The sequence below is a fragment of the Nocardia iowensis genome, from assembly GCF_019222765.1.
Lineage (GTDB): Bacteria > Actinomycetota > Actinomycetes > Mycobacteriales > Mycobacteriaceae > Nocardia > Nocardia iowensis.
The window spans coordinates 8,627,341-8,642,849 of the sequence record NZ_CP078145.1 but is presented as its reverse complement, the minus strand read 5'-3'; the positions used below and the strand labels follow the sequence as shown (position 1 = coordinate 8,642,849).

Annotated in this window: 18 protein-coding genes; 16 read left to right on the top strand and 2 right to left on the bottom strand. The window is 63.7% G+C overall.

What is annotated here, in order from left to right:
- Positions 1-61: 61 nt before the first annotated feature.
- On the bottom strand, positions 62-1,090 hold the full coding sequence (gene gnd, locus KV110_RS39925; protein WP_218472267.1) for a phosphogluconate dehydrogenase (NAD(+)-dependent, decarboxylating): 1,029 nt from the start codon (positions 1,088-1,090) through the stop codon (positions 62-64).
- Between the two features lie 307 nt (positions 1,091-1,397).
- Here gnd and KV110_RS39920 point away from each other — a divergent pair, with 307 nt between their 5' ends.
- Both KV110_RS39920 and KV110_RS39915 read left to right on the top strand, forming a co-directional pair.
- Entirely contained in the window at positions 1,398-3,308 is a 1,911-nt protein-coding gene (locus tag KV110_RS39920; protein WP_218472266.1) for a VanW family protein, read from the top strand.
- A 268-nt stretch (positions 3,309-3,576) separates the two neighbouring features.
- Entirely contained in the window at positions 3,577-3,837 is a 261-nt protein-coding gene (locus tag KV110_RS39915) for a hypothetical protein (RefSeq protein WP_218472265.1), read from the top strand.
- Positions 3,838-4,045: 208 nt separating this feature from the next.
- On the opposite strand, the gene KV110_RS39910 is transcribed toward KV110_RS39915, so the two are convergent.
- Positions 4,046-4,303 carry a helix-turn-helix domain-containing protein gene (locus tag KV110_RS39910; protein WP_218472264.1) on the bottom strand — a complete coding sequence of 86 codons (258 nt, stop codon included), beginning with the start codon at positions 4,301-4,303 and terminating at the stop codon, positions 4,046-4,048.
- Between the two features lie 143 nt (positions 4,304-4,446).
- Here KV110_RS39910 and KV110_RS39905 point away from each other — a divergent pair, with 143 nt between their 5' ends.
- The 14 genes from KV110_RS39905 to KV110_RS39840 all read left to right on the top strand — a co-directional run bounded on the left by KV110_RS39905 (position 4,447) and on the right by KV110_RS39840 (position 15,507).
- Positions 4,447-4,671 (top strand): helix-turn-helix domain-containing protein, encoded by a 225-nt coding sequence (locus KV110_RS39905; RefSeq protein WP_218472263.1) that lies wholly within the window; start codon positions 4,447-4,449, stop codon positions 4,669-4,671.
- 112 nt (positions 4,672-4,783) lie between these two features.
- Positions 4,784-5,032, top strand: coding sequence for a hypothetical protein (locus tag KV110_RS39900; protein WP_218472262.1), 249 nt, complete (start codon positions 4,784-4,786; stop codon positions 5,030-5,032).
- Entirely contained in the window at positions 5,029-5,346 is a 318-nt protein-coding gene (locus tag KV110_RS39895) for a hypothetical protein (RefSeq protein ID WP_218472261.1), read from the top strand. The genes KV110_RS39900 and KV110_RS39895 overlap by 4 nt, the downstream gene beginning before the upstream one ends.
- A 90-nt stretch (positions 5,347-5,436) precedes the next feature.
- Entirely contained in the window at positions 5,437-6,219 is a 783-nt protein-coding gene (locus KV110_RS39890) for an alpha/beta hydrolase family protein (protein WP_218472260.1), read from the top strand.
- Positions 6,219-7,013: a hypothetical protein gene (locus KV110_RS39885; RefSeq protein WP_218472259.1), complete on the top strand. Its 795-nt coding sequence runs from the start codon at positions 6,219-6,221 to the stop codon at positions 7,011-7,013. Before KV110_RS39890 ends, KV110_RS39885 begins: the two co-directional genes overlap by 1 nt.
- A 16-nt stretch (positions 7,014-7,029) precedes the next feature.
- On the top strand, positions 7,030-7,734 hold the full coding sequence (locus tag KV110_RS39880) for a hypothetical protein (protein ID WP_218472258.1): 705 nt from the start codon (positions 7,030-7,032) through the stop codon (positions 7,732-7,734).
- Positions 7,735-8,206: 472 nt separating this feature from the next.
- Positions 8,207-8,401, top strand: a complete 195-nt coding sequence (locus KV110_RS39875; protein ID WP_218472257.1) for a hypothetical protein — start codon at positions 8,207-8,209, stop codon at positions 8,399-8,401.
- Between the two features lie 605 nt (positions 8,402-9,006).
- The gene (locus KV110_RS39870) at positions 9,007-9,204 is read left to right on the top strand and encodes a hypothetical protein (RefSeq protein WP_218472256.1); all 198 of its coding nucleotides are present in this window, start codon (positions 9,007-9,009) and stop codon (positions 9,202-9,204) included.
- Positions 9,205-9,512: 308 nt separating this feature from the next.
- Positions 9,513-12,482 carry a polymorphic toxin type 15 domain-containing protein gene (locus KV110_RS39865; RefSeq protein WP_218472255.1) on the top strand — a complete coding sequence of 990 codons (2,970 nt, stop codon included), beginning with the start codon at positions 9,513-9,515 and terminating at the stop codon, positions 12,480-12,482.
- 3 nt (positions 12,483-12,485) lie between these two features.
- The gene (locus tag KV110_RS39860) at positions 12,486-13,127 is read left to right on the top strand and encodes a GAD-like domain-containing protein (RefSeq protein ID WP_218472254.1); all 642 of its coding nucleotides are present in this window, start codon (positions 12,486-12,488) and stop codon (positions 13,125-13,127) included.
- Positions 13,128-13,185: 58 nt separating this feature from the next.
- Positions 13,186-13,857 carry a hypothetical protein gene (locus KV110_RS39855; RefSeq protein WP_218472253.1) on the top strand — a complete coding sequence of 224 codons (672 nt, stop codon included), beginning with the start codon at positions 13,186-13,188 and terminating at the stop codon, positions 13,855-13,857.
- A gap of 21 nt (positions 13,858-13,878) precedes the next feature.
- The gene (locus tag KV110_RS39850) at positions 13,879-14,313 is read left to right on the top strand and encodes a hypothetical protein (RefSeq protein ID WP_218472252.1); all 435 of its coding nucleotides are present in this window, start codon (positions 13,879-13,881) and stop codon (positions 14,311-14,313) included.
- A 50-nt stretch (positions 14,314-14,363) separates the two neighbouring features.
- Positions 14,364-14,747 (top strand): hypothetical protein, encoded by a 384-nt coding sequence (locus KV110_RS39845; protein WP_218472251.1) that lies wholly within the window; start codon positions 14,364-14,366, stop codon positions 14,745-14,747.
- 175 nt (positions 14,748-14,922) lie between these two features.
- Positions 14,923-15,507 (top strand): phage tail tube protein, encoded by a 585-nt coding sequence (locus KV110_RS39840; protein WP_218472250.1) that lies wholly within the window; start codon positions 14,923-14,925, stop codon positions 15,505-15,507.
- Positions 15,508-15,509 lie beyond the last annotated feature (2 nt).

The following is a 15,509-nucleotide window of genomic DNA, read 5'->3' as shown; positions in this document are numbered from 1 at the left end:
GCGGGCTTCTAGCCGTCCGGCGCGAACGACCGCGGCTCCCGCTGGGAGCCGCGGTCGTCGTCTATTTCCCAGGCAGCTCGTGGTGCCCGCCGAACGCCTTGCGCATCGCCGACAGCATCTTGTCCGCGTAGAGCGATTCCCCCCGGGACGAGAACCGTTGGAACAGCGCCGCACTGAGCACCGGCACCGGAACGCCGGTGTCGATGGCGGCATCGATCGTCCACCGGCCTTCACCCGAATCCGAGACCCGGCCGCCGTACGAATCGAGGTTCGGATCGGCGTACAGCGCGCTCGCGGTGAGGTCCAGCAACCACGAGGCGACCACCGAACCGCGGCGCCACACCTCGGTCACCTCGGGCACATCGATGTCGTACCGGTAGTACTCCGGGTGCTCGAGCGGCGTCTCCTCGGCGGAGAACTCGCCGGTGTGCTCGGCGCCGTAGTTGGCCTTGTGCAAAATGTTCAGACCCTCGGCGTAGGCGGCCATCGCGCCGTACTCGATGCCGTTGTGCACCATCTTGACGAAGTGCCCCGCGCCGGCCGGCCCGCAGTGCAGGTAGCCCTGCTCGGCCATCGACGGCTCGCCGGTGCGTCCCGGTGTCCGCTCGGCCGCCTCGACGCCGGGGGCGATGGATTTCAGCAGCGGGTCGAGGAATTTCACCTGTTCCGGCTCGCCACCGATCATCAGGCAGAAGCCGCGGGTCAGGCCGAAGACGCCGCCCGAGGTGCCGATGTCGACGTAGTGGATGCCCTTGGGGCGCAGCTGTTCGGCTCGCTTGATGTCCTCGTGATAGCGGCTGTTGCCGCCGTCGATGATGATGTCGCCTGGCTCGAGCAGTGCGGCCACCTGGTCGATGACGGCGCCGGTCGCGCCCGCCGGGATCATCACCCATACCACCCGCGGCGTCTGCAGCGCCCGCACGAAATCCCCGAGGTCGGTGGTGCCCTGGAAGTCGTCCCCCAACTCTTGGCGCAGCACGTCGATCTGGTGCGGGCGACGTTCGTAGCCGACGGCGGTGTGCCCGTCGTTGACGATGCGACGCACGATGTTGGCGCCCATCCGCCCGAGACCGATCATTCCCAGCTGCATGCCATCCATCTCCTCGTGTGCGCGGTGGCCGGACACTCGTCGTTCTCGATTGTCTCGCGTCGATCAGATCCTGGTTCGTCCGGCTGTGTAACGCACCGCGCGTCGCTCCGATAATCAGATCGGCTCCGCGTAGTTGCCAGACCCCCGACCCGGCAACTGCGCGGGGCCCTTTGCGTGTCCCACCGGGATCTTTGCAAGGAATTAGCTGCACTTCGGTGCTCGCCTGACGTTGTCGGCGTGGACCACTATCGTTGGCGGAGACTCGCATCGTGTGGGTCCCATTTCAACCGAACGGGGAGGACGGTTCGTGACGAGCCAGTCGAGCACCGGACGCCGCGGCCCACAACCGGCGGGCGAGGTCGGTTTACGTCAACTGCTCGAATCGGCCCAGGCCCACGAGGCAAACCAGCCCCAGGAATGGGGCGGCGACTCGGCGCCGACGGAACCACTACAGATCACCCCCGCCAGGCGGGCCACCCATCGGGCCGAGTCCGGCGCGCGGCAGGCACCGCCACGGCGCCCCATCTCCGGTCCGCCGGCGAAGCGGCTGAACCGCACCGTGGTCAAGCGGGCGGGCATCGCGGTCGGCGCGGTACTCGCCGCGGCCGGGATCGGCTATGCGGTGGACTTGGTGTTGTCCTCGGGGGAGGTGCCGCGCGGCACGATCGTCGCGGGTGTCGATGTCGGTGGCCTGGATACCGACGCCGCGGACGCCGAATTGCGTGCGGAACTCACCCCGCGAGCCGAGCGAGAGTTGCCGCTGCGCATCGGTGACGTGCAAACCAGGCTCGTCCCCGGCACCGCGGGACTGGGTGTGGACTGGGACGCAACCTGGGCGCGCATCGGCGGGCAACCGCTCAACCCCGTCACCCGGCTCACCTCCTTGTTCACCACCCGCGACGTCGCGGCCGTCACCGCCGTCGACGACGCGGCGCTGGATCGCCAGCTGACGGCGCTGCGCGTGCACGATCGGCCGTCGGTCGAGGGCACCATCGCCTTCGACAAGGCCAGACCGGTCGCCGTCGCGCCGGTTCCCGGCCGGGTGCTCGATATTGCCGCCGCGCGCGCCGAGTTGATCGACAAGTGGATCGCCGGTGCCGCGCTCGATCTCCCGGTGCACCCCGCGCCGCTGACCGTGCGACCGGAAGCGGTCGAGCAGGCGCTGCGCGATGTGGCCGAGCCGGCGGTGCGGGCGCCGATCGTGTTCGCGGGCAAGGGCGCGTCGGCCAAGCTCGATCCGGAGCAGATCGCCACCACGCTGTCGTTCGTGCCCGATGGGCAAGGCGGGCTGGCGCTTTCCGTCGATCAGAACGTCGCGGTCGGTTTGCTGGCGCCCCAGCTCGCGCCGTCGGAGATCGAGGCGAAGGACGCGACGTTCGCGCTGCACGGCGGCAAACCGACGGTGGTGCCCGCGGTCGTCGGCGACAAGATCAACTGGCCGAAGACGTTCGAGCAGTTCACCGCCCTGCTGGCCGCGCCACAGGAGCGGACCGGTCAGGCCGTCTACGAAAAGATCGAGCCGAAGCTGACCACCGAAGCGGCGCAGGGGCTCGGCATCGTCGAGACCATGGGCAGCTTCACCACCAACGGATTCAGCGGTCCGTCCGGAGTGAACATCAAGGTGGTCGCCAAGAAGGTGAACGGTGCGGTGGTGAAGCCGGGAGACACGTTCTCGCTCAACGACTTCACTGGACCACGCGGCACCGCCGAAGGCTACGTGGAGTCCGGCATCATCGACCACGGCAGGCCGAGCACCGCCGTCGGCGGTGGCATCAGCCAGTTCGCCACCACCCTCTACAACGCCGCGTATTTCGCCGGCATGGAGGACGCGGGCCACACCGAGCACAGCTATTACATCTCCCGCTACCCGGCCGCGCGCGAGGCAACCGTCTTCGACGGCGCGATCGATCTGCGCTTCCGCAACAACACCCCGAACGGCGTCTTCATCGAGGCCGTCACCACGGATTCGGAAGTGACCGTGCGCCTCTGGGGCACCAAGACACTCAATGTCGAATCGGTGACCGGTGAGAAGAGCAAGCCGACCGAGCCGACCACCATCAAGCTCCCGAAAGGCAAGGACTGCATCGCCTCCGAGGGGGCACCGGGATTCACCATCTCCGACACCCGCATCATCACCGACCGGCGCACCGGTCGGGAGGTCTCCAGGACGACTCGGACGGTCAAATACGATCCGATCCCCGTCGTGAAATGTGAGTGACCGCACCGACTTCGGGGCAACGCCCCTTTCCTTCGAGGTGCCATCCGTCGTACCGCGCTGCCTTCGGCGCACCCTGAGGCAAATGTGTGGCTATCCTCCAGCGCGTCGCTGGTAAGCCAGGGGCGCAACGAATCATTCTGCGGCAGGGCGACTTTGGTGAGCGACCCCCCGACTAATGGGATATAACTACGCCAGATTCCGGGACGCCAGTCCGGTTCTGTCTCGGAGTTGGGGCTCAAGGTAGAGCGAAGTGAAGGGGATAACAGTCGTGGACCAGATCGACTCAGTCAGACCGTTTGCGGCAGGGCGGGGAACCAACGCCGCAGTCACGCTGGGTACGGCTATCGGGGATGAAGTGGCCCTGCGAGTTGTGCAGGGCATTGGCACGCTGTGCGACGTCGTACTCGCGGCGTGGGTAATGGGTGTCGAGCCGATCGAAGCGGTTCTCCAGTACGCCGAAGCTTCCATCGGTGTTGCCGTCGACGACACGGTGGTGGTCGACGGGGGTGCGGATCCGCGCTGCGCGTAGCGCGGCGCCCGTACGGCAGCGGGGTGCCGTACGGCCCTCTCAACCGGCGGTTTCCGTCGATTTTCAGCGGCTCGTGCCGCTTTCCGGGCGTGACTTGTTGCGCCGCAACAGTTTGTCCGAAGTAGTTTCGACTTACTGTCGGGCGCAGTAGCTTTCGCGCCGCCGAGACTCGAAGTGACGGCGGGCGGCGATGTTCGGTGCTGCCGCGTTACTCCTCGGGGCGCTCCACGTCGCGCAGCGCCAGCGCCACGAACTCCCGCATCGGAATATCGAGCGCGGTGCACAACGCGTGCAACTGCTGCATGTCCGGCGATCGGTCGCCGTTCTCGAAGCGTTGAATCGTGCTGACGCCGAGACCGGTCAGTGCGGCGAGTTGCGGGCGCGTCAGATCTCGCCGAGCTCTGGCCGCCCTGAGCTCTGCCCCGACCGCGCGGTTGATGTCCGAAGCCACCTTTTTCACACCCATACGGACCATTCTGAGGTCCGAACGGCTACCTGGCAAACGACATGCCGGAAAAACGCCGAGGATTCCCGCAGCTACCGACTGTTTCGTCAATAAAGGTCCATGATGAGTTGCAGCAGGTCCAAACGGACCTTACTGTGCTCCATATGGAACATCTAGACCACATGGTTGCCGGGAAAGTGCGGCGCGCCATGTCCGACGCGGGACTCGGTCTCGGGGACTTGGCTGCACGTTCCGGGCTACCGGCATCCGACCTGCGCAGCCTGCTTGCCGCGCACGGCTCGTTCACGGTGGACGAGCTTGTTCGGATCGCCGCGGCGGTGGATTGCCGCATCCTCGACCTGCTGCCCGATGAAGGGGATGCGGGATGACCGTCACTGATGCCCATCGGTCGCCGGGCAGGTCCGGTCGCGCAGAAGTGGCGCGACCGACCAAACATTTTGTGACGCAAATCACTCCGGCTCCAATGGTGGATGGGCAGTGTTGAGCGATCGATCAGCTACCGCAGCGACGGCGCTCGAGCACGCCGTGCGGAATGTGCCGAGGCTCGCCGGATTCAGCGCGTGGCGCCCAGGGATCTCCGGCATTCCCTATCTCAGCGGCGACGAACCGCATGCCGTCGTCGTGGTTCTCATCCACGATCCACGGGACGCGCGGGTGCGTAGCGCGACACTCGTCGCCACGCCGGACCCGGCAGCACCGCCGATCGACGACGAGCGGCGGCCGCGGTGAGCAAGCTGTCGCGAAACCGGCGCGCGAACCCCGCCCTCGACATCTTCCGGCACCACATCGGTGCGCGCGTCACGTACACGGGAACGACGGCCGAACGCGGTGCCGTCGAACACGGCGTCGTCGTCGATGTGGATCGCCGAATGGTGTACGTCGACTACGGCTATCCGAATCCCCTGTGCGCCGAACTAGGCAACGCCATCGCCACCCACCCGTCGAACCTCCGGCTGGAAACCACTGCGGCGCAGACCGACAGCTGCGATCACTGCCGCTCGGCGGCAGCACGCCCCGGCCCGGCATCTCTCGCGCCCCGCTGATCCGCGCTTCTCATTTCACCTTCTCCGACCTGATCGGGCGCCGCCGTCATGGGCTCATCCGGTCATGTCATTCACGAAAGGACAAGGCTCGTGGCCATTTTCGGCCGCCGACTATTCGGCAAACTGCTCTCTCCCGGTGAGGTCATCGATGTACTGATCGTCGGCGGAACCTGGAATTCGAAGGGTGATCCGATCACCGCCGCTTTCGCCGAAGCCCTCGACCCGCGGCGCTTTGTCGTGCGAATGGTGCCCTATCCGGCGGACTACGGGCGACACGTCGCCTTCGCGGACAGCGTCGCCGCGGGTCGGCGGGCGCTGATCGAAGCGATCGAAGCAACCCCCAATCGAGTACTGCTGGCCGGTTATTCACAGGGCGCGGGTATCGCGGGCGATCTCGCGGCCGACATCGGGCAGGGCCACTTCCCGCACTTGGAGGTGGTTGCGTGTGCGCTGATCGCGGACCCGTTGCGTCCGGCCGGTCGGTGCCTCGGCAGTGATCCGGGCGGCTACGGCGTCGTCGGTCAGCGGGACATCGCCAATATTCCGGCGTATTGGGTTGCCGCGGCGGGGGATCCGATCACCGCACTGCCCGCGGGCAACCCGCTGCGCCTGATCGCCGACCTCAGTGCGTATTTCAGCCTGTCCAGCCCGGAAGCCATGGTGCGCTGGGGGCACAGCCTCATCGAGATCGCGACCCGGCGGCAGTTACAACGGTGGTGGTCGCCGGAGCACTGGCGCAGTTGGGGCGGTGCCGTCGCGTACGCCCGCGGTTACCTGTTCGACGGGCGGCACACCGACGCCTACCTCCGGCACGGCCTCGCCCGGCTGCTCGCCGAGGCGATCAACCGTGAGGTGGTCGAGGGAACCCGCTGATGCCCTGGTTCCAAGTCGACGACCAGCTCGGCTTCCACCCCAAGGCCGTCGCGGCGGGCAACGCCGCGATGGGCCTGTGGGTGCGGGCGGGTTCGTGGTCGATGCAACAGCTCACCGAGGGCTTCGTGCCCGCCGCGATCGTGCGCGGCCTCGGCTCGGCGGCGCAGGCGAAAAAGCTTGTGGAAGTGGGGTTGTGGAGTATCGCGGACGGCGGCTATCAGTTCCACGACTGGACCGAACGACAGATGTCGAAGGCCGAAATCGAGGACCGACGCCGCAAGCGAGCCGCCGCGGGACGCAAAGGCGGACAGGTTTCCGGGCAGTCTCGACAGCTTCGAACGCAAGCAAGTGCTTCAGCTGTTGCTCGAACAACCGATCCGGCAGCGGCTTCGGCAGTTGCTCGGCCCATTGCCGATCAAGTGCCCGAGCCGATCGCAACCCCTGTCCCTGCCCATGACCCTGGAAATTTTTCCAGGGGAGCGCGATCCGCTCCGCCCGTTCGCCAATGCTCGGTGCACCGCCACCATCCGGCGCCACCGCCGTGCGGTGCCTGCGCCGACGCCCGGCGAACCAGGGAACGGTGGGACGCCGCGCATGGCGACGACCTTCGTACCGATGCGGTGCAGCGCCGCGAGGCCGCCCGCCGCTGCGCGATGTGCGACGACGCGGGCTGGCGCCATCCACCGGCCGAACTGCTCGCCGTCAACCCCGATCCGCCCGTGCTCCGCTGCGACCACCACACGGTGACGTCGCTCGACCACTGGCATTCCACCGAAGAGGAAGCGACACCATGACGACAACCATTGCGCAATGCGCTGCCGAGGCCGGTTCCTGATGATCGAGCACCCCAACCACCTCTACCTCGACCGCATCGAACTGCGCGCCCTCGCCGAGCTGCTCCGCGAAATCCCCGATCTCGCTGAGGATCTCGGCATTTCGCTCACCCGGCAGTCGCGGCTCAGCACGCGCGGCGACTATCGGATGAACCGTAGGCCGAGCGAGCAGCCACTGCCATACAACCCCGCAGCCTCCCGTGCCGCCGACGAGTTGCACGCGGTACTGGTGTCCTGGGTGCGACTCGTGTGTGAGCACCGTGGTCTCGAATACACCGGTTCCCCGTCCACTCCAGGCCTGGCTCGGTGGCTCGACCGAAATCTCATCGCGTTGGCCATGACCGAAGGCGCGGAGAGCGCGCCCGGTGAGATCCGTACGGTGGTGCAGGCCGCCCTGTGGATAGTCTGCCCGCCCGCCGCGCCGGTTGTGCTGGACGAGGCAATGGTGACGAAGGCGCGACAGCACCGGCTAAACGCGTCCGGGATCGCCACGCTCGCAAAGGAACTCGGCGACGAGTATCAGGGTCTCACCGTGCGGCGCATCCAAACACTCAGGGACGCTGGGAAAATCGCGCCGCTACCCGGACCGTGGGCGCCGGGGTGGCCGGAGTTGTACATCGTGGGTGAAGTGTTGGACGAACATCTGGCGTATCCCATTCGACGCCGAGCGCGAGTCGGGTGAAAGGCTCGAATTGAGCTACTTCAAAACGTAATTCGGCGCAGGTCGGCTGGCGGTCGCGGAAAGTTACAGTGATTACTTATGAAATGAATCACAACATAACTCTCGCTTTGCTGGGTAGCTATAGGTGAGCAGAATTGTCCAGTGCCCATGCTCCGGGGTTGCTGGATCTGTCGTCGAGACCGCAAGGGATCACCGGTGCCGGGTGCTACTGACAGGGCGTCAAGATGCCGGTTCGTGGATGAAGGCCGTGCGCCGCACGGTGTACCGCAGAAGTCGCTGTGGAACATCAGATTTGCAGGCATTGTTCCGAAATACTCGTGGTGAGTCCCCCGCTATCGATGGGCAATTACACCTCCCTTCCCGGAGTGGCTGAAGGGTCGCTAGCCGACGAAACCCTGTGATAGAAAAACCTTGCTCGGCTACCAGCAGGTCGCCGATGGAGGGACAAATTCTTCAAGGGGAAGATTTCTAAATGAGCAAGATTCGCGTGTTCGGCCTTGTGTTCGCTGCTACCGCCGGCATCGTCATGGCCGGTTCGGGCCTGGCTTCGGCTCAGGACACCGGCACCACCCCGCCGGTGGAAACCGGCTCGGCCACACTCATCGTCGACCTCGCCAAGCTGCTTGCGACGGGCTCGTCGGGCAAGCCGGCCCCGACCACGCCGTAGTCAAATCATCGGGTATGTCCTGATTCTCATCAGGTGACATATCCGTCCAATGGGCAGACATGATTGCCCCGCCTCGCAAGAGGTGGGGCAATCGTCGTTTCCGAGGGCGGACAACACCGGACGGCGTGCTCGAAAGTAGCCATCTACCTGGTATTTTCGCGTTATCCTGTATCCAGGGGTTGACATCCCGCGCGCTTTAGGTGAAGCTTTGTGCAGCGCCATAGCTGCGCCTTCATCCCGAACTCTTCGGGAAACTTCCTTACCCCAATCGCATCCGCGCTTTCGCTAGCTGCGGCCTGACCACTTCGGTGGTCGGGGCTGCGAATGGTGAAGCAGCAGCGCACTTCCGCTCTACCTCACACGTGTGGCATGCCCCCGAAACATCTTCGAGATCGATGACAAGCGGGCAAGAGCCTGCCACATACCCGCCCCGGTTTCCGCTCCCGTCTCCCGCCGACCCCTCTCGCTCGCGGTCGTAGACGGAAGAAGCGACCGGGGCGTTTCGCCCCACCCCCGGACACCCCTGATCGGGGGTGGGGCTCAACTTTCCAGCGACGCCGCAAACCGATCGGCACCGCGGACCTTTCGACAATCCGAGGTCTGACATGGACACCTCCCTCCTGGCATTGCTCGAGATGGCAGACCACGCCACTCCGGCAACCCCACTCACCATCGACCAGTCCCACGAGTCGATGCGCGTCCACCGCGCCTGCTCCATCGACCACTGTCGACGAAAAGCCCTGGCGTTCAACACTTTGATCGCCGCAGGGCGGATCGTCCCCGACTCATCCCGTCAGCGCTGACGAGAGGAGGTGAACCCATTGCTCACCATCATTCTCGACCTGCTGAAACTGGCCTACGATCTCGCGCCGTTCGTCCTGCCGCTGCTGGGTCTGTGAGGCCTTCCGCGGCCGCGGCCATCGCCGCGAAGGCGACGTCCGTTCGAACCAGGCCCATCTACAGCGCGCCCTATGGCCATGACTGAACCTGCATGCCTGCAGCGTATTTCGCATGCCGAACGCTGGGCGTCTGTCTGCACTTGTCGCTCGAGGATATCGGAGTGATCGGCATTCGCCCTTGCCGGGCCTGAACGAGTTAGCGAGGATCCGACATGGCGACGAATACTGTTCGTCCGACGGTGGAAACCTTTCCGCGATGGGTTCCTGCGCGTACCTCGAGCCTGGCGGCAATGTCGAACAGCGGTCTGGCAGCAGAGTATTCGGACGGCACCGATGCGCTGCGCGGTGGCCGCGTACACAACTTTCATGGCATGACTCCGAATTCGTCTGCGCGAATGGTCGATCGCGTATTCGTACGCAAGGAACTCACTGCCGGTAGCGCCGGAATGCGTTCTGCGGCGCAAACTGTCGACTCGCCTGCGGTCGATGATGCGCAGTTTGCACCGCTGTCCGTGCCGCCAGTGCGGGAGATCAACGCACCCGTAACGGGTCCGTCGCCATCCGTACCGGTGGTGCTGCCCCGGGCGAAGGAAATCGTTGACCCGCAGGCATTCACTCCTATGGACGAGTTCGGGAACCGGCCGCCGCAGGCCGACACGGTTCCGAACCCGAACAACAACGCGCTTGCACCGGCGCCGGCACAGTCCGGTCCGTCACAAAATGGCCCCGCGAGCGTGGCGCCGACCGCGCCCGCCGCTCCGGCCCAGCCGAATCAACCAGCACAGCCCGCACCCACACCTGGCCCAGATATTTTTGGATTGCCTGATACCGAAGGTCGCAAGCCAGGTGACGAGTGGGACACGACTCTGCCCGACGGCCGGATTGTGCACAACCGAATTCCGTTCGGAAACGGCAATCAAACCGTTGATCAAACGATCCCCGATGGAAAGGGCGGCTTCACCCATTCCCGAGTCGCGGGTAACGGCACAGGGGGCTGGCAGCGCTGGAATGTCAATGCTGATGGTACTGCCTTCTATGGCAGCAAAGACAATCATGATTCCGGCATGTATGCCCAAGATTTCAACTCGGGCACTTCGACATCCGGCGCACCTAATCGGACGTATGTAGCGACGCCGGACTACAAGGGCGTTCAGAATCCATCCTTCGATGAGAACGGAAATTTGGTCGGTGTCGATGTTGCTGTGCCGAACGAGTACGGGCTCTACGACAACTACCATTACGACAATTACAACAATTTGACGGTATCCAGTGCCAGACCTGACGGAAAAGGTGGCATCGAAAGTATCTTTGTCGGTCAGTTCGACAGCAACAATGAGGGTTGGCAACTAGGGGCCGACGGCAAACGTTGGGAGGTCGGCAAGGATCTCGAAGGCCGCACCATTATGGGTCGGACAGAACAGTCGGCCGCCGGTACCCACATCTACTTTGTCGACCATCGCGGTGTTCTATTCGACACCTTCCACGGTATCGGATCGGAGAAGTCGTACACCGACATCTACGATGACAAGAAGGCATTTGTTCGACGGTACCGTGACGGTGTTGTCGTCGACTACGACCCGAACGGAAATCCCCTGTTGGTTCGGTTGCCCCCGGACCGCCGCGATACTGTGCAAAAAGGCTGGGACTGGACTGTCGGCGTCGGCAACAGCCTCAAGAGCTGGGGTACGGACCTGGTGTCCAATTTCAATTTCGCGCCCGGTCTGCTCGCTGTCGGTAATCCGACGAATCCCGCCTACCGAGCGGCAGCCGCCGATCATTATGAGCGGTCGTCGGCCGCGGTCGCCGCACCTGGCCGTCTGGTGTGGAACGGAATCGTAGATTCTGGCGCCACCGTCTACGACTGGTGGCGATACAAGGTTGGCGGCGCCATGTACGGTTTGAGCGGCGACCCGATCACGCCTGCTGGGCAGGCTCGCCTGCAGGTCGCGCGAGAACAGATGGAGAAGGCGCCGACCGACTGGGCGGCGGCCCTGGCTGTCACCACGTTCCTGCCGATAGGTGCGGCTCCTGTTCGTGTCGGGACAACCGCACTACGCAGTGGTGAGATCGCAATCGCCGAAGCCGCCGCGGCGGCGGCTGCCAGACGCGGTCTGCCATCGATCCTCGGACGGGCACTGCCCAATTCGAGTGCGCATAACTGGCGAAGCCTTCCGGATGTCGCGAAGAACAGTTTCGACTCGATGCGCAATCTGCCGAGTTTCGCCGCCAACGGATTTCGAAACATGCCGGGGGTGACCAGCACTGGCGAAGCGCTGCGAAACATACCGGCCAACTTGGTGACGAGTCTCGAGCGATTCCGTACTTTCCCTGAAAGATTCCAAGTCTGGCGCGATGTGAAGATCGAGGGGCTCATCGAGTCGGTGGCACGGCTTGAAACAACTGCTCGCGCGAGTATTTACAATACGCGTACCGGACTGAATGATCTATTGTCCGGTCTCGGTCCCCGCCTCGAACCCCAGTACGCCACCGGAGCCCGCAGCCTACCTGAACTGGATAATCTGCTTGCAGATGCGCTGCGAGCCAGGTTTGCCGCGTCCCACGGCCCAGGGCGTGGTCTCACCGCACTGGCCAGTGGCCCGGTACCCATGCCGAACAATGCATTCGGGCCGGTGCGGCCGCGCACGACGTCGACGCATACAGTGGCTTTCAACCGAGGTCAGACCGCAAATACTCGGCATAAGGTGGCCGAGACAGCCCGCCAAATTGCTGGCCAGGTCGCCGGCATCAACAAGATGACCGCCAACGAGTTGCTGCACAATATGAAGACGGTTTCTCGTAAAGGGAAGGCTCAAAAGGCGGCAAACAAGGATTATAAGGAAGCAATTCTTGCCGAAGAGCAGTTGAAAGCCCTTCTGCTGCTGCGAGACGATCCGGCAAAGCTCGGCGGTAAGAAGCCAGTACGCTATGCCGAAGAACAGATGAAGGCGCGTACAAAGAATTTGGCGGCGCTGCATGAGCAGGACATCGTTGCCGGCGGCCTGGATGTGATCGGTCTCGACGCCAAGGGGCTGCCCAAGATGGGTGACACTTTCGTGAACTCCTCGCTGGGCAGCCAGTGGGCGGTTCGAGGGTTGGCCGACGACCTGAGAAGGTACGCTGAGGGCTTGGTTCGAGCGGGCCAAGGCGACCATCTGTTGAATGTCGAGTGGATTCTGAGGTAGCGGATGTCTTTTCCGGTCGAGGATGTAACCCGGAAGTGGGGTCGTCCGAGTTTTTCTGTTCCCACTCCTGAGGAACGGTTCGAGAAGTACGCCGGTCTGCTTCCGAATTTTCTGCTCGACCTGTGGCGTGAGCTCGGTTTCGCTGGTTTCCGGAAGGGGTTGCTGTGGCTCTGTGATCCCGAGGAGTGGCAGACGGTGGTGGATGAGTGGACGTCGGGTGTCGACTTGCCGTTCGGTGACGACAAGTGGATCGCGGTGACCAGATCGGCGTTCGGGAGGATGACACTCTGGGGGCAACGGACCGGATTGAGCCTGACGATCACCCCTTATTCCGGTTGGCTGATGCCTATGGACAAGTCAAAATATATGTCGGACGACTACATGCGGGATGCGCAGATTCTCTCCGCATTGTCGGCGGCGAGCCAGGACGTCTTGGATCCGGATGGCGACGACGACAAGCCGTTGTTCAAGAGGGTATTGAAGCGGTTGGGTCCGGTTGGCCCGGACACCATGTATGGATTTGTTCCGGCTCCTGCGCTCGGCGGGCCGATGCTGCCCGATCACGTGCAGATCGTGGACGCCGCAGTGCATATGCAGATCCTCGGCCAGGTCACACCGCGAACAATCATGATGAATCCGTACTAACTGACAGTCGCCGATCAGCCCGGCGAGAGCCATATTTCGTATCTCTAACCCAGCTCCGTTGTCGGAGTTGGGTTTTTTCATGCCCCTTTCGGGGCAAACGCCGACCGAGGGGCAAAAAACGTTGTCTGACAAGGAAATTGTCGAATCCATCCAGTTCGCCAATCATCAGCCGCCGCCGGAATACGTGAAGACCGATGCCGGACAGCTGGTTACGCCGGAGTTCCTCGCGTTCATCCAGCAGGCCCTGAGCGGGAAGCTTGCCGAGTCAGCGGACACCGCCGAGCTGGATCCGCAGGTGAAGGCGCTGGCCGAAGAGCTGTCGGTGATCCACCTGCCGGAATGGCGGAGCAAGCAGTCGCCGAAGACAGCGGAACCGACCGTGACTGGGATCAAGCAGGCGACGCGGGTCGCTGAGTATCTCGTAAAACGCGGTGTACGAGTGCATCCCGAGCTGGAGGAGATCCGCTGGGCGGCCACGCCGGGCGGTGCGCCCGGTGCGTTCGATACCGGCCTGCATGTCACCAAGGACGAGAACGGCGAGTGGCCGGTACCGGATCCCGAGTCGTTCTACGACCTCGACGACATCCAGGCCAGTCAGACCGACGACGGCCGCTGGTATGCCGTCCATCCCCGCGGCCTGTCCTTCGAGGCCGCGACCAAGACCGAAGCCTATGCGGGAGTCGTCGATCAACTGCGCCAGCGGATCGAGCAAGCCCGGCATGAGGCATAGCCACGAAAGGGTGGTAGCGCGATGACTGAACGAATCGTGTTCCCCGACATCGAGAAGACTCTGGTCGATTACCTGACGGCGCAACTCACCGCCGCTTCCGACACCGCGAAGGTGGTCACCCGGATTCCGGAGCCGCGGCCGTCGCGCATGGTGCGGGTCACGCGGAACGACCGGAAATTGCGGCAGGACGTCGAAGATCGAGAAGGTCGCCGCGGCCCGAACCTGATCCTGGATCGTCCCCGCGTTGTACTCGAATGCACCGACGATTCCGGTACCGCGGCTAGTTTGGCCGGATTGGTCCGCGCCATCCTCTCGGCTGCCGCGCCGGGTTACCTCGGCAGTGTGTGGTGCGAGTACATCGAGGATGTCGGGCTCGAGAACGATACCGATCCGGCGACCGCTGCCCCACGGCAGGTAATCGTCGCCGACCTGATCGTTCGCGGCAAAGGGCTCTGAAATGTGTCGCAACACAACATAACTGATCGCCTGAACAAGGAGAGATAGCAGTGGCGCAACGAGAAATCAGCCTCAAGAAGGATGAAACCCTGCTGGTGAAGTGGATGGCGGAGCCGTTCCGGTATGCGCGGCTGGTCCGCGCCGTCTCTGACCGCTTCCCTCGAAACTATGTCTTCGACCTTCATCCAGCATTCGAATATGACCGCACGCAATACGCGCAGATCGAGATCGAGTTCCAGCGCGATTACTACGATGCCAATTTGATGAACGGCGCCGAGAAGGAAAGGGTCCGTTCTGTCGGTGCGTCTTTTTGGGGCGGCAAGACAGTGAAGCAGCTACTCGTATCGGAGCTTGCGGAGCCCTTTTATGCCGACGGATACGAGATCGTCGACTGGGGCGGTTTCGCGGTCCCCGATGATCACCCCGCTAACTAGGCTTGCTGGCTCGGGGATATGGGTCACGGCGCACTCTTTGCCGAAACCGGGCAAGCATCCTGTGGCGACATCAAACGTGCGAGGCATAGCCCTCGCCTGACTCCCCCTCATGGGAGCCACAACTGAATATCGAAATCCCATGGGCCTGCGCAACAATCCCAAGGGAGAAATGAACATGGCTGTACCTTCTAGCAAGTACATCGGTACCGGTACGCCGGTCTCCGTCTCCGGCGGTGTGCTGGTCGCCCCGATCAACACTGTGCTGCCGGTCGGCGCGAGCGCCAAGCCGGTCGACGCGTTCAAGCCCCTCGGCTATGTCTCCGAGGATGGCATCGAGTCCAAGGGCGAGCGCAAGATCGAGCAGGTCAAGGACTGGAACGCCGACATCATCGCCAACCTGCAGACCGAGCACTCGGTCCGCTTCGGCCTCACCCTGTACGCGGTGTGGGACGAGGACGTCCTCACTCAGGTGTTCGGAGACGGCAATGTTGTCCCCACTGCGGCGTCGGCGACCTCGGGCAAGCTGTACACGATCAAGGAAACCGGTTCGGTGCTGCCCCGCCGCGCATGGGTGTTCGACATGCTGAGCGAGAACAAGAAGATGCGCATCGTGCTGCCGAATGCCTCGATCTCGCAGGTTCAGGAGCGCAAGTTCGTGTCCAAGGAACTGGCCGGCTTCAACATCACCATCGAGGCGTTCAAGGACGACGCCCAGGTCAAGGCCTACCGCTACCTCGACGACGGCATCAAGACCGCCTGATA